The 13,303-nt window shown below is 64.5% G+C and carries 12 protein-coding genes; 7 read left to right on the top strand and 5 right to left on the bottom strand.

Going from position 1 to position 13,303, the window contains the following annotated elements; all coding sequences use genetic code 11:
• Window positions 1-202 precede the first annotated feature (202 nt).
• From H0I86_RS15655 to H0I86_RS32175, 6 genes are all read left to right on the top strand, one after another.
• On the top strand, window positions 203-1,537 hold the full coding sequence (locus H0I86_RS15655; RefSeq protein ID WP_219637324.1) for an aspartate aminotransferase family protein: 1,335 nt from the start codon (window positions 203-205) through the stop codon (window positions 1,535-1,537).
• 194 nt (window positions 1,538-1,731) lie between these two features.
• The gene (locus tag H0I86_RS15650) at window positions 1,732-2,421 is read left to right on the top strand and encodes a helix-turn-helix transcriptional regulator (protein WP_180925732.1); all 690 of its coding nucleotides are present in this window, start codon (window positions 1,732-1,734) and stop codon (window positions 2,419-2,421) included.
• A 91-nt stretch (window positions 2,422-2,512) separates the two neighbouring features.
• Complete coding sequence (locus H0I86_RS15645) at window positions 2,513-3,328, top strand: molybdenum cofactor biosynthesis F family protein (protein WP_180925731.1); 816 nt, start codon at window positions 2,513-2,515, stop codon at window positions 3,326-3,328.
• 209 nt (window positions 3,329-3,537) lie between these two features.
• A complete protein-coding gene (locus tag H0I86_RS15640; protein WP_180925730.1) occupies window positions 3,538-4,920 on the top strand; it encodes an aspartate aminotransferase family protein in 1,383 nt (460 codons plus the stop codon).
• The gene (locus H0I86_RS15635; protein WP_180925729.1) at window positions 4,917-5,681 is read left to right on the top strand and encodes an SDR family oxidoreductase; all 765 of its coding nucleotides are present in this window, start codon (window positions 4,917-4,919) and stop codon (window positions 5,679-5,681) included. The genes H0I86_RS15640 and H0I86_RS15635 overlap by 4 nt, the downstream gene beginning before the upstream one ends.
• Window positions 5,682-6,053: 372 nt before the next feature.
• A complete protein-coding gene (locus H0I86_RS32175) occupies window positions 6,054-6,179 on the top strand; it encodes a hypothetical protein (RefSeq protein WP_258019446.1) in 126 nt (41 codons plus the stop codon).
• 45 nt (window positions 6,180-6,224) lie between these two features.
• Here the strand turns inward: H0I86_RS32175 and H0I86_RS15625 are convergent, their stop codons facing one another.
• The 4 genes from H0I86_RS15625 to H0I86_RS15610 are packed head-to-tail and all read right to left on the bottom strand — an operon-like array spanning window position 6,225 to window position 10,027.
• On the bottom strand, window positions 6,225-7,319 hold the full coding sequence (locus tag H0I86_RS15625; RefSeq protein ID WP_180925728.1) for a polyamine ABC transporter substrate-binding protein: 1,095 nt from the start codon (window positions 7,317-7,319) through the stop codon (window positions 6,225-6,227).
• Window positions 7,320-7,366: 47 nt separating this feature from the next.
• Entirely contained in the window at window positions 7,367-7,708 is a 342-nt protein-coding gene (locus tag H0I86_RS15620) for a cupin domain-containing protein (RefSeq protein ID WP_180925727.1), read from the bottom strand.
• A gap of 45 nt (window positions 7,709-7,753) precedes the next feature.
• On the bottom strand, window positions 7,754-9,160 hold the full coding sequence (locus H0I86_RS15615) for an NAD(P)/FAD-dependent oxidoreductase (RefSeq protein ID WP_180925726.1): 1,407 nt from the start codon (window positions 9,158-9,160) through the stop codon (window positions 7,754-7,756).
• A 51-nt stretch (window positions 9,161-9,211) separates the two neighbouring features.
• On the bottom strand, window positions 9,212-10,027 hold the full coding sequence (locus H0I86_RS15610) for a helix-turn-helix domain-containing protein (protein WP_180925725.1): 816 nt from the start codon (window positions 10,025-10,027) through the stop codon (window positions 9,212-9,214).
• A gap of 277 nt (window positions 10,028-10,304) precedes the next feature.
• Here H0I86_RS15610 and H0I86_RS15605 point away from each other — a divergent pair, with 277 nt between their 5' ends.
• A complete protein-coding gene (locus H0I86_RS15605; protein ID WP_180925724.1) occupies window positions 10,305-10,574 on the top strand; it encodes a DUF1652 domain-containing protein in 270 nt (89 codons plus the stop codon).
• Window positions 10,575-10,636: 62 nt separating this feature from the next.
• Here the strand turns inward: H0I86_RS15605 and H0I86_RS15600 are convergent, their stop codons facing one another.
• Window positions 10,637-13,096, bottom strand: coding sequence for a UvrD-helicase domain-containing protein (locus H0I86_RS15600; protein WP_180925723.1), 2,460 nt, complete (start codon window positions 13,094-13,096; stop codon window positions 10,637-10,639).
• Window positions 13,097-13,303 lie beyond the last annotated feature (207 nt).

Raw genomic sequence — 13,303 nt, 5'->3', positions numbered from 1 at the left:
TGTAGCCGCTGGCGCAGCCTGCGATCGGCCGCGCAGCGGTCGTAAATCCTGCCAACACGGCTTTTCAGGTGGACAGCGGAATCAGGGACACCGGGTCGATGGCAGTGGCGATCAAGAACCTGGCACACAGAGGCAAGCAGGCATCCGGCAAATGGCGCACTACTATGTCCCACGCTGTCCGTGCGTTTTCAGGAGACTCAACGTGAGCGAACAAAGCCGCTTCTGGCATCCCATGCTGCACCCCAACGAAATGCAACAACGCGAGCCAATTCGTATTGTCCGTGGCGATGGCTGCTATGTGTACGACGACCAGGGCCATCAGTTGGTGGATGGCGTCGCCGGGTTGTGGAACGTCAACGTCGGCCACAACCGCAAGGAAGTGAAGGCGGCGATCACCGCCCAGCTGGACGAACTGGAATACTTCCAGCTGTTCGACGGTGTCAGCCATCCGCGCGCCGAAGAGCTGTCGCGGGTGGTGATGAACCTGCTGGAACCCGAGGGCATGCGCCGCGTAGCCTTCAGCTCCGGCGGCTCGGACGCCATCGAGACCGCGCTGAAGCTGGCCCGCCAGTACTGGAAACTCGAAGGCCAGGCCGACCGCACCAAGTTCATCTCGCTGCGCCAGGGCTACCACGGCACCCACTTCGGCGGCGCCTCGGTCAACGGCAACACCGTGTTCCGGCGCAACTACGAGCCCCTGCTGCCCGGCTGCTTCCACGTCGACACCCCGTGGCTGTACCGCAACCCCTATAGCCAGGACCCGGAAGAACTCGGCAAGATCTGCGCCGACCTGCTCGAGCGGGAAATCCAGTTCCAGAGCCCCGACACCGTGGCGGCCTTTATCGCCGAGCCGATCCAGGGCGCCGGCGGCGTGATAGTGCCGCCGGCCAACTACTGGCCGCTGATCCGCGAGGTCTGCGACAAGTACGGCGTGCTGCTGATCGCCGACGAAGTGGTGACCGGTTTCGGCCGCAGCGGCTCGATGTTCGGCAGCCGCCTGTGGGGCGTGAAACCCGACATCATGTGCCTGGCCAAGGGCATCACCTCCGGCTACATCCCGCTGGGCGCCACGGTGGTCAACGAGCGGATCGAGTCGGCGTTCAGCAAGAACGCCAACTTCACCGGCGCGATCATGCACGGCTACACCTACTCCGGGCACCCGGTGGCGTGCGCGGCGGCCCTGGCCAGCCTCGACATCGTGGTCAAGGAAGACCTGCCGGCCAACGCCGCGAAGATGGGCGACTACATGCTCAATAAGCTGCTGTCGTTCGCCGAACGCTTCGACAGCGTCGGCGAAGTGCGCGGCAAGGGCCTGATGATTGCCCTCGACCTGGTGGCCGACAAGGCCACCCGCGAGCCGATCGACCCCATGGGCGGCTATGCCAACCAGGTGGCGCAGATCGCCCGCGACAACGGAGTGATGGTGCGTCCGGTGGGGACCAAGATCATCCTCTCGCCGCCGCTGGTGATCCAGCCGCCGCAGATCGACGCCATAGTCGCGGCCCTGGAGCTGGGCTTCACCCAGGCCCGCCGCTGAGGCGGTGATAGCCGCTGCCGCGTTCCCCGCCTCCCGGGCGTTGGAACCGGCAGCGGTTTTTGGTCCTGCGGCAATCGGGAAAACCGGCCGGGGCGAGCGGGCGGCAATCCCGACAATGTCCATACTGCATCGCGACTTGCCCGCTTCTTCTGCCCATTGACGCGAAGCCGTCAGTATTCGCCAGGAGCCCTTCGATGATCAGTCCCCATAGCCTCAACAGCCCCCTGCCCAACGCCCATGAACTCGGCCAGCGCTGCATCGGCGCCTTTACCCGGGTGGTGCCGGCGACCCTGTGCGCCTTCTACCGCATCGACGCGCAACTGCAGGCCGAGCATTTTTCGCTGTACCACATGAGCCAGCAAATGCATGAGGCCTACCTTCAACGCTACCGGCACTACGACCCACTGCGCCCGCGCAACTGCGTGGCGGCGGGTCGCCCGGTGCTGTCGCTGCACATGGGCATGGCCCAGCAGGGTCGGCATGAAACCGAGGTCTACCAGGCTTTCCTGCAACGCCACGGGGTGCTGGATGTGGTGGAGATCCTTGCGCGCAATGCCAGCGGCAGCCCGATCGCCGGCCTGTCCCTGCTGCGCGACGCCAGCCTGGGCCCGTTCCAGCCTGACGAACTGAACACCCTGCACGCGCTGCAAGGCCTGCTGGAAATCGCCGCCCAGGCGCCCTATTCGCGCCACGACGAACGCCTGGAGGCCCTCACGCCCCGGGAACGGCAGATCGCCTGGCTGCTGCGCGACGGCGCCTGCAACAAGACCATCGCCCAGCAGCTGGCGCTGGGCCTGCCAACGGTCAAGACCCACCTGATCAACCTGTTCCGCAAGGTCGGGGTGAACAACCGCACCGAGCTGGTGAGCGCGCTGTTCCTGTAAAAAACCGCCGCGCCTCAACCATTCGGTTGATGGGCAACAAGGGCTTGCACGCTGAACATGAGGTTCTCCTTCATCGACAAGAACCGCCCTCATGAACCTGCAACCCGAATGGATTACCGTTGGCGCCCTGGCCGAAGGCTTTGCCGCCGACAACCATGTCCTGCCCAGCCTGGATGACCTCAACGGCCGCAGCCTGACCCTGCATTTCGCCAACCGCTGGCGCATCGAACACCTGTTCGGCTCACAGACGCTGCATTGGCAGGACACTGAAAGCAACGCCCACGGCGAGGCTGTTTATCGAGCCACCTCAATACGTTCCGGCATTTACCTGGTGGACTTTCTCAAGTCGGAGAACGACCAAGTCCATTCGGTGAGCCTGATCCTCGACCTGGGCCGGAGCATCTTCACCGCAGTGATCGGGCAACTGCCAAGCCAGGCCGAGACCCGGGTCGACCTGTTCAGCCGTGCCCTGTCCGGCCGCGAGCTGACCCGTGTCAAGGCGCAGTTCCTCCACGGCAGCCTCGACACACCGCTGACCGCCGACAGCCCGCAACACGCGCTGACCGAGGAACTGCTCGGCCTGCGCAACCAGTATGTGTACAGCGCCACCGAGGCCTACGAGCATGTCTACCTGAACCGCAACTTCTACAGCTGGCAGTGCCTCAAGGGCGTCGAGCAAGGCCTGGCGGACACCGACCGCTGCCATTACTACAAGATCGCCGAACAGCTGTACCTGTTCGTCTGGCGCGAAAAGATCGTGCCGACCCTGGGCCTGGTGCTGATCGACCTGCAAGCGGGCAGGACCGACGGCAAGATCTTCGGCTACCAGGGCGCCGACTTCGCCACCCCCAGCAACTTCCCGGTGGGCGCCCTCGCCCATGTGCTGAACCGTACCGATTACACCTGATGCCGACCTGTAGCCGCCTGTAGCCGCTGCCGAGCAACGCGAGGCTGCGTCCGAGCGCGCAGCGGTCGCAATCCGGGCAGCGCGTTCCACCTGACGCACCGCAAGCCCAGGTTTCGCGGCAACTGCGTTGCCGATCGCAGCCTCGCGTTGCTCGGCAGCGGCCAACCAGACACCCACCTTCCTCCTCTAGACCCCACAGGACTTCGATCATGACCCTCGGCCTCAACCTCGACCGCGTCGCCAGCCGTTACCAATCCGAGCTGCAACTGTTCGCCAAACGCCACCCGCGCTCCGCCGGCTTCTACCGGGAAAACCTCAAGCACTGGCTGTACGGCGCGCCGCTGCACTGGATGCAGCAATGGCCGGGGCTGTACCCGATCCTGGTGGCCGACGCCCAGGGCGCGACGCTGACAGACTGCGACGGCAACCGCTACGTCGACTTCGCCCTGGGCGACACCGGCGCCATGTTCGGCCATGGCCAGCCCGCCGTGGCCGACGCCATCGCCCACCAGGCCCGGCATGGCTCGACCCTGATGCTGCCGACCGCCGATAGCCTGTGGGTCGGCCAGGAACTGGTGCGGCGCTTCGGCCTGCCGTTCTGGCAGGTCACCACTTCCGCCACCGACGCCAACCGCTTTGTGCTGCGCCTGTGCCGGATGATCACCGGCCGGGAGAAAGTGCTGGTGTTCAACTGCAACTACCACGGCAGCGTCGACGAATCCCAGGTCGAGTTCGACGCCAGCGGCCAGATGATTCCCCGCGAAGGTGTGCACGCCAATGGCCTGCGGCACGCCGCCACCACCCGGCTGGTGGAGTTCAACGACCTGCCGGCGCTGGAGGCGGCACTGGCCCATGGCGACGTGGCCGCGGTGCTGACCGAGCCCTTCATGACCAACGTCGGCATGGTCCCGCCCGTCCCCGGCTTCCACGATGGCTTGCGCGAGCTGACCCGGCGTTTCGATGTGCCGCTGATCATCGACGAAACCCACACCATCTCCTGCGGCCCGGCCGGCTACAGCGGCGAACACGGCCTGCAACCGGACTTCTTCGTGCTCGGCAAATGCATCGCTGGCGGCATCCCCACCGCGGTCTGGGGGGCCAGCCAGGCCATGGCCGAGCGCATCTGGCAGGTGCTGCCGCACTTTCAGCCCGGGCAGGCGATCAACCACTTCGGCTTCGGCGGCACCCTGGCCGGCAACGCCCTGCAGATGGCGGCCATGCGCGCCACCTTCAGCGAGGTCATGAGCGCGGCCAACTACGCGCACATGATCGCCCTGGCCGAACGCCTGCGGGCCGGGGTCCAGGCGCTGATCGCCAAGCACCGCCTGCCCTGGCACGTGACGCGGATCGGCGCCCGGGTCGAATACCTGTTCATGGACCACGCGCCGCGCAACGGCGGCGAAGCCCACCAGGCACGCCACGGCTTGATCGAGGCCTATCTTCATCTATACCTGCTCAACCGCGGTGTGTTGCTGACGCCGTTCCACAACATGGCGCTGATGTGCCCGGCAGCCACCGCGCAGGACGTCGACCTGCACAACCGCCTGCTGGACGAGTGCCTGGACACAGTCATTCAAGGAGAACAACCATGATCCATGACTTGACCGGTCGTATCGCCCTGGTCACCGGCTCCGGCCAGGGCATCGGCCGCGCCATCGCGCAAGTCTTCGCCGCCCAGGGCGCCAAGGTACTGCTCGCCACCCGCAGCGAAGCCTCGGGCGTCGAAACCCGGCGTTTGATCCGCGAGGCCGGCGACAGCGCCGAACTGCTGGTGCTGGACCTGAGCACCCGGGCCGCGGCCAACCAGGCGGTGGCCGCCACGCTGCAAGCCTTCGGTGGCCTGGACCTGCTGATCCATAACGCCGGGGTGTTTCCGATGGAGAACCTGTGCGATCTGAAGGACGAAACCCTGGACACGACCCTGGCGGTGAACCTCAAGAGCTGTTTCTGGCTGACCCAGGCGGCGCTGCCGGCGTTATGCCGGGCCGAACACCCGCGCATCGTCATCACCTCTTCGGTGACCGGGCCGCGCACGGCGATTCCCGGGCTGTCCCACTACGCCGCGTCCAAGGCTGGGGTCAACGGTTTTATCCGCGCGGCGGCCCTGGAACTGGCCGAACACCGGATCACCGTCAACGGCGTCGAACCCGGCCTGATCGCCACCCAGGCCATGGCCAACCTTGGCGATTGCGCGGCCCTGGCCAGGGGTATCCCGCTCAAGCGCCTGGGCAGCCCGCAGGACATCGCCCACGCCATGCTGTTCCTCGCGTCCGAACAGGCCGGCTATATCACCGGGCAGACCCTGATCGTCGATGGCGGCGCCCTGCTGCCGGAAAACACCCAGTTCACCTGAGGGCTGACACCTCACCCACGGCGCCCGCCCGGGCGCCGGCACTATCAGTTGCCCGTCTCTGGCGCCGTTGCGCCCGGGCATTGTACCCAGCGGGACCGGCCGCTGAATGGCTTCATGGGTAGAACGCAACCTCGCGTTTTTGTCGATTGAAACGCTGCTCGCCGGCGCCAGTGTCGTCATGGGGCTTTCCGGGATGGGCATCTTCCTCTCGGACACGCCGTCCGATCTGGTGATCCCCTTGTGTTTCTTCTTTATACGCGGTGGCCGGCATGCTGCCCGCCACCCTCCTCGCCAGCACCTCACTGACCTCGCCGCAGCCCGCGCTGATCCCGCTGTGCCTGGGCCGGTCTGCAAGGCAACTACCTGGGCCAGGTGCTCGCGCCCATCGCCCTGAGTGCCGCTGTCGCCTACGCCGGCTGGTCCGCCCCGGCGGCGCTGATGCTGGCCGCCGCGCTGCTGGGCGTGCTGCTGGCAATGCGACTGAAGATAAAACCCTGAAAGCAGCGCTCCCCGGTCGCCAGATCGGGGAGCGGCGCCGATGCCTCAGCTACCGGTACGGATCTTGTTCCACACCCGGGTGCGGATCCGGTCGATATTCAGCGGCATGGCTTCCAGGGCGAACAGCTTGCCCATCATGTCCGGGCTCGGGTAGACCTTGGTGTCGCTCTTGATGGCCGGGTCGACCAGGCTGTCAGCCTGGTCGTTGCCATTGGCGTAGTGCACATGGTTGGTGATCTCGGCCATCACCTCCGGGCGCAGCAGGTAGTTCATGTAGGCATACCCGGCCTTTTCGTCCGGCGCGTCGTTGGGCATGGCCACCATGTCGAACCAGATCGGCGCGCCTTCCTTGGGAATCGCATAGCCGATTTCCACGCCGTTCCTGGCTTCCTTGGCCCGGCTATCGGCTTGCAGCACGTCGCCGGAGAAACCCACCGCCACGCAGATATCGCCGTTGGCCAGGTCGCCGGTGTACTTGGAGGAATGGAAGTAGGCGACATAGGGCCGGATCTTCAGCAACAGCGCTTCGGCCTTCTTGTAGTCCTCGGGGTTCTTGCTGTGGTGCGGCAGGCCCAGGTAGTTCAGCGCCGCCGGCAGTAGTTCGGGGCCGTTGTCGAGGATCGCCACCCCGCACTTCTGCAGCTTCTGCATGTATTCGGGCTTGAAGATCAGGTCCCAGGAATCCACCGGCGCGTTGTCCCCCAGCACCGCCTTGACCTTGGCGACGTTGTAGCCGATCCCGGTGCTGCCCCAGAGGTACGGGAAGCCGTGCTCGTTGCCCGGATCGTTGGTCTGCAGGGCCTCGAGCAGCACCGGGTTGAGGTTCTTCCAGTTCGGCAACTGGCTCTTGTCGAGCTTCTTCAGCGCCCCGCCCTCGATCTGCCGGGCCATGAAGTGGTTGGAGGGAAACACCACGTCATAACCGGAGCGACCGGTCATCAGCTTGCCGTCCAGGGTTTCGTTGCTGTCATAGACGTCGTAGCTGAAACCGATGCCGGTTTCCTTCTGGAAGTTCTTCAGGGTGTCCGGGGCGATGTAGCTCGACCAGTTGTAGATCTTCACGGTCTCGGCCGCCTGGCTGAAGGAAGCAACCAGCAGCAACGGCACGCACAGCGATAAAGCCGGTTTTTTACGGATCATGGGGCGATTCCTGTGTGGGTTGTTTTTATTGGCAGGCAATCAAAGGATCAGAAAATCAACACGTAGGTCTTGCGCACGGTTTCCTGGATGTCCCAGGTCCCGGTGCTGTTGGCCGGCAACATCAGTGCATCGCCGGCTTCTATAAGCAGGGGTTCGCCGTTGTCCGGGGTGAAGGTGCAACGCCCCAGGATGAAATGGCAGAACTCCTGGGCGACGATCTGCCGCCGCCAGCGCCCGGGCGTGCACTCCCAGATGCCGGTTTCGACGCCGTCGTTGCGCTCGACACAGGTCACCGAAGTCACGGCGACCGGGTTGCCCAGGGGCACGGCCACCGGAGTCGATTGCTCCAGGGTGGCGTGGGCGGTGTTCTTGAATTGAGTGATGCTCATGGCGCTACCTGTCGATGGAAAAGAAACCGCTGTAAAAAACCTGGCTCAGTGCATCAGCCCTTCCATGAAACCCGCCACCCGGCTGGCCAGCCGGCGGCGCCAGGGCGGCGTGGCCGGGTTGGCCAGGGTCTGGTCTTCATGGACGAAGCTGCGAATGATCGCGTTGTAGCCCAGCCAGCGGCATGGCTCCGGCTCCCAGGCGCGCAAGGCGTTAAGGCCGCCCTCGGGGATCACCCAGGGCTGGCGGGTCAGCTCGCTGTCGCGCTCGAGGATCAGATCGGCCAGGGTCCGCCCGCCCAGGTTGCTGGCGCCCACGCCTTCGCCGCCGTAGCCGCCGGACAGCGCGATGCCGTGCCGGCGGTCGCAGAGCATGTGCGGCCGGAAGTGCCGGGACATGCCCAGGTTGCCGCCCCAGGAGTGGGTGATCCGCACATTGTTCAACTGCGGGAAAAGCTCGCTGAACAGGTAGCGCCGCAGCTCGACTTCGCTGCGGGTCAGGTCGAAGTCATGGCGCAGCTTGCCGGCGAACTGGTAGCCGCCGCGGGCGCCGAACACCAGGCGGTTGTCGGCGGTGCGCTGGCCGTAGGTGACCTGGCGACTGCTTTCGCTGAATGCCTGGCCCTGGCTCAGGCCGATCTCGTCCCAGGTCGCGGCCGACAAGGGCTCGGTGGCCACCAGCAGGCTTTGCACCGGCAACTGGTAACGGCCCAGGGGCGGTAGGGTCACCGAATAGCCCTCCACCGCCGGCACTATCCAGCGACAACGCACGCTGGCCCTGGCGGTTTGCAGGCTGCCGGACTGCCAGTGGCTGACCGGGCTGTTTTCGTAGATGGGCACGCCCAGGCGCTCCACGGCGCGGGCCAGGCCACGCACCAGCTTGGCCGGCTGGATGGTCGCGCAATGGGGCGCGTAGATACCGCCGTAGGCCTTGGCCACGCGGATCTGCCTGGCCAGTTGCTCGGGGCTCAGCCAGCGGTAGTCGCGCTCGTCGAGGCCCTGGCGGTAGAGCTTGTCCAGGTAGCGGCGCTGGGTGACTTCCTGCTCGGGGTAACGCGCGGCGCAGTACAGCACCCCGCCCTTGCGGTAGTCGCAGTCGATGCCTTCACGCTCGAGGACGCTGGCCACTTCATCGGGAATACCGTGCAGCAGGTCGAAGGACGCGCGGCGCTGCTGCGCGCTGAGCCCGGCCAGCAGCCGGTCCTCCCCCAAAAGGTTGCCCATCAGCCAGCCGCCGTTGCGCCCGGAGGCACCGAAGCCGGCGGTCTGCGCCTCGACAATGGCGATGTTCAGGGTCGGCGCCAGGCGCTTGAGGTAATAGGCGGTCCACAGCCCGGTATAACCGGCGCCGATGATCGCCACGTCGACATCCAGGTCCTGCTCCAGCGACGGCCGGGCCAGCAGCGGCTCGTCGAGCTGATCCATCCACAAACTGATGTTGCGCCACGCTGGCATACATGCACTCCGCCACCCGAACTTCGATGGCAGCGATCCTAGTGCCTGGGCTCAAGGGCTGTCTTGCGCGCGTGCACGCAAAGAAATTTGCTTGGCATACGCCTTGGGCGACAGGCCGGTGTGCTGGCGGAAACAGCTGTAGAACGCCGACAGCGAGTTGAAGCCGGCGGCGAACGCCAGCTCGTCGATGCGCACCGGCGGCGCGGCCTGGTCCAGCGCCGCCAGCAAATGCTGCAGCCGTGCCTGGTTCACATAGCGGTAGAAACTCTGCCCCAGCACCTGGTTGAGCAGATAGGAGATCTGGTTGCGGCTGTAGCCGCACTCCTTCGCCACCCGCTGCAGGTCCAGCTCCGGGTCGAGGTACGGCTGCTGGCGCTCGAAGTACTGCTGCAGGTCCTCGGCCATGAAGCTCAGTTGGCGCGGCGACAGGCCCAGGCGGCTGACCGCTGGCCGCGCGCCGCCACCGGCCTTGCTCGGCGCCGCCTCGCGCACCAGGGAAGCGTATTCGTTGACGCGCCAGATCAAGCCATCGCGCACGGTGATCGCCTCGCTGGCGCGAAACGACACCAGGCCCTGCCCGCCGCGCAGGGTCACCTGGTATTGAATGAACGCGGTATTGCCGTCCAGGCGGATGCGGTCGCTGTGCTCCAGGGCTTCGTCGGGCGCGCGCGGCATGCTGTTGCGTACGTATTCGCGCAGTTCGTCCAGGCCCAGGGTGCGGTTCTGGAAAAAGTCGTTGTACTGGATTTCCGGGTGATACAGCGCCATGACGCCATCGAGGTCGCGGTGCTTCCAGCACAGGTGATAGCGCAGCACTGTCTCGCCGGTGGCCCGGGTTTGCGCCGGGCCATCATCAGGGGCAGACATAGGGTACTCGGAGGATGAAAAGGCGCAGCTTGCCGAAGTTCGCCCAGCGCTTCAATGGCCAATGCATGGCCCCTGGATACTGGCGTTTTGCCTAAATCGCTGGCGGAAATGACCTGCATCAAAAAAGTGCAAGGCAATCGCCAAACGGCCTGAAAAAAAGCCGTTGAATGTCATATCCCGGTGCTATTTTTAAAAGCTCCACAGGTTGGTCCATTGACGGTCCTTCCATACCTACCGCGAGCACAAGGAAGCGCTCAATGAACAAGGTGGGCAATCCATGAATAGAGTCTCCGCCAGCAAAGTCACCTTTCCCAACGCCTGCCAGCTGATGCGCTGGCATTTTCACCCCATGGGCTTCGAGGCCAGCATGGATGCACCCGGCAGCATGATCGCCCGGCTCTTCGATCGTGCCAGCGGCGAGACCATGATCGCCATTGCCGGCATCCCCTGCGCCACCGTGATGAATGCCGCCGATGTCGAGCGAATAATCGAGGCGGTGGAAGACGAGCTGGAGGCCTTCATGCCGCCACTCGCCTTGAAAGCCTAGGGCCGGTCGCTTTTCTTGACCCGCCCCAGGTTGTCCTCAAGCCCGCCGTTGCGCGGGCTTTTTCATGCCCGCAGGTCGGCGAAGAACGGCTTGCCCTGGGGAATCCGGTCCGACGCCTTGGGCGCATTGGCCGCCTGGGTGTCCGGGCTGTCCACATACCAGTAGCAATGTTTTACCGCCCGGGTGATGCCGACATACGCCAGACGCAAGGTCTCGTCCTTCTGCGCATTGTCGTAGGGCTCGCTGTCGCCATCCTTGCCCAGCCCGGCCATGCGATAGACCTGGTTCTTGTAGGGCGAACTGGTCAGGTGCTGGCAGTCACCGAGCAAGAAAACCGCATCCGCCTGCAAGCCCTTGGAACTGTGGTAGGTCAGTTGCTTGAGGCGTCGATCCTCGGCCGGCAACCTAGAATCAACATTAACTATTTGTAAAATATGTTCTTCAATCAATAACTTATCGCTACTTTTTCGAAATAACATCAAAATCGAATCGCCATTGCGATAGTGCTCCGCCAGCCGCGCCGCCAGCCCCTGGTCATCGCGGTCCAGCACATTCACCGGCAACACTTCCTTGGGCTCGCCGCTGGCCTTGGCCTTCTTCCCGGCAATCGCCGGTGCCGCGCGGACGATATGTTCCGCCGCGTCGATGATGTGCTGATGGCTGCGATAGTTCTCGCTGAGCATCACCCGGGTGGTAGCCGGCGACGGGAATTCCTTGTTGAACTCCATGAAGTACTTCGGCGAACTGCCGCGCCAGCCGTAGATCGACTGCCAGTCGTCCCCCACACAGAGCAACGACGAGCGCTGCGCCCCACGCCCGACATGCATTGCCGGGCCGCGACTGCGGATCTCGCGCAGGCTGGCGCAAATCCACGAGACGATCTGCGGCGAGACGTCCTGGAATTCGTCGATCATCAGGTGCGACATCGGCCGCAGCCGCTCATCGCTAAGCAGCTTGAAGTTCTCCGGGGTGTTCTCGCCGAACAGCGAGAACATACGGTTGTAGCTCATGATCGGCGGCGACTGGTCGAGCAGATGGTCGTCCAGCGCCCGCCAGAACAGGCTCAGAGCCTCGAAGAAGTAGCGATCCGGGTCGTCCTGGGGGAAAACCATCTGGCCCACGGCCACCGATACATCCAGCCCGAGGTTCTCGATAAACCCGGCCGCGGCGACAAAACAGTCCAGCAGCGGCGCCGAAGCCAGCTCGCCCTTGACCTTGTAATCGAAGCCCGGCCCGGCAGTGGCGTCGCCGGCCAGGGACGACAAAACCCGCTTTGCCGACTCATAACTATCCAGCCAAATCATAGGCTTACGACAAAAAGCTTGAAACAGGGTGCGCTTTACCGCCCACTCCGCGCGCACCGAGAGCTTCGATCCGGGGCGACTCAGCTGCGGGTTTTCCCGAGGGTCGAACCCCAGCACCACCCAGGCATCCAGTTCGGCGATGTAGCCATGGCAATGGAACTGCGAGCCGTTGATCTCCACCGTCTGCCGGTTCGGCTCGATGCCCTTGATCGGCCAGGCCCCGGCGCGAAACCACAGGTCTTCCAGGGTGTCGCACAGCTCTTCGTCGCGCTTGGCCGCCAGTTCGGTCACGGCCATGCGCTTCTGCACGTCCGGGTGATCGCGCTCCAGCTCCTTGAGCTGCAGGGCGTGGCGCAGCAACGGCTTGATCGCCTCGCGGAAACGCCCGTCGCGCCGGTGCAAGGCGTGATAACAGGCATTCAGGTGCTTGCGCTGGGCGTCGTTGATCCGCAGGTCGAAGGGATTGCTGTCGACCTCCAGATCCCCCGCCGCCGGGCGATCGCTGAGGTTCTCGAACGCCTGCAGGCGCTCGAAGCCTGGCAGGCTGCGGACCATCGGCAGGATGCGCGAGTGGAAGGTGCGCACCAGCTCCCGCGCCTCCTTGAGCCCCAGGGGCCGGCCCCAGAGCGCGAACACCTCCATCAGCTTGTTGATGAAGTCCTTGCGCGACTCGCGGGTGAAGGTCACCACGGTCATCGAATCGAGCTCGAAGCCCAGGTAATGATTGAGCAGCAGGATGCGCAGGACCAGGGAGGTCGACTTGCCCGCGCCAGCGCCGGCAATCACCGAGGTCGACGGGGTTTCGCTGAAGATCATCTTCCATTGCGCGCTGCTGGGCTGGGCATGGGCCGGCAGCAGGCGGCCAACGTCGGCCTTGATGCGTTTCTTCAGCTCGGCGCTCAGCGGCAGGCGCCAGTCATCGAACAGATGATCGTCGACGCCGGGGGCCGGATGCTCGGTGGAGCGGCTGTCGCGAATCAGCAGTACCTGACGGCCCTGCTCCAGGCCTTCGGCCTTGCCCTCCTGGTAACCGTACTCCACCCCGGCGGTGTGCCCGCTGCGAAAACCGTCCGCCTGGCCATGCAGCCAGGACGCGCGATGCTGGGCGCGCAGGCGACTGAGGCCGTGACCGAAAAACCTGGCCGCCAAGCGCTTGAGCAGCGGCATTTCGGCCAGGGGCAAGAGTTCGGGAGGAAGATCGGGGGTGTGTTGCGGCACGCTGACTCCAGGGTGTGAGGCTGTGTGGGACGGTATGGTCGCTTCATTCGTCGACGACTTCTAGTGAAATGCTTACAGGTCATCCACTTAAGATCCGAACTGAATGTATGAAAGCAGAAGAAACACTGCCAAATATATCTATTTATTAGATCTGATTACGGTATTTTTTGCGCTTTTTATCGATGTTTGGCTGATGGATGATAAGCG

It is taken from the genome of Pseudomonas chlororaphis subsp. aurantiaca (assembly GCF_013466605.1).
In the GTDB taxonomy this organism is placed as follows: Bacteria; Pseudomonadota; Gammaproteobacteria; order Pseudomonadales; family Pseudomonadaceae; genus Aquipseudomonas; species Aquipseudomonas chlororaphis_I.
The sequence above is the reverse complement of the archived record's forward strand: the minus strand, read 5'-3'. Positions and strand labels throughout refer to the sequence as shown.

Coding starts and splice junctions, on each gene's coding strand:
- H0I86_RS15650 (WP_180925732.1), top strand. CDS start 1,732: ATGATCAGTCCCCATAGCCTCAACAGCCCCCTGCCCAACGCCCATGAA.
- H0I86_RS15645 (WP_180925731.1), top strand. CDS start 2,513: ATGAACCTGCAACCCGAATGGATTACCGTTGGCGCCCTGGCCGAAGGC.
- H0I86_RS15640 (WP_180925730.1), top strand. CDS start 3,538: ATGACCCTCGGCCTCAACCTCGACCGCGTCGCCAGCCGTTACCAATCC.
- H0I86_RS15635 (WP_180925729.1), top strand. CDS start 4,917: ATGATCCATGACTTGACCGGTCGTATCGCCCTGGTCACCGGCTCCGGC.
- H0I86_RS15625 (WP_180925728.1), bottom strand. CDS start 7,319: ATGATCCGTAAAAAACCGGCTTTATCGCTGTGCGTGCCGTTGCTGCTG.
- H0I86_RS15620 (WP_180925727.1), bottom strand. CDS start 7,708: ATGAGCATCACTCAATTCAAGAACACCGCCCACGCCACCCTGGAGCAA.
- H0I86_RS15615 (WP_180925726.1), bottom strand. CDS start 9,160: ATGCCAGCGTGGCGCAACATCAGTTTGTGGATGGATCAGCTCGACGAG.
- H0I86_RS15610 (WP_180925725.1), bottom strand. CDS start 10,027: ATGTCTGCCCCTGATGATGGCCCGGCGCAAACCCGGGCCACCGGCGAG.
- H0I86_RS15605 (WP_180925724.1), top strand. CDS start 10,305: ATGAATAGAGTCTCCGCCAGCAAAGTCACCTTTCCCAACGCCTGCCAG.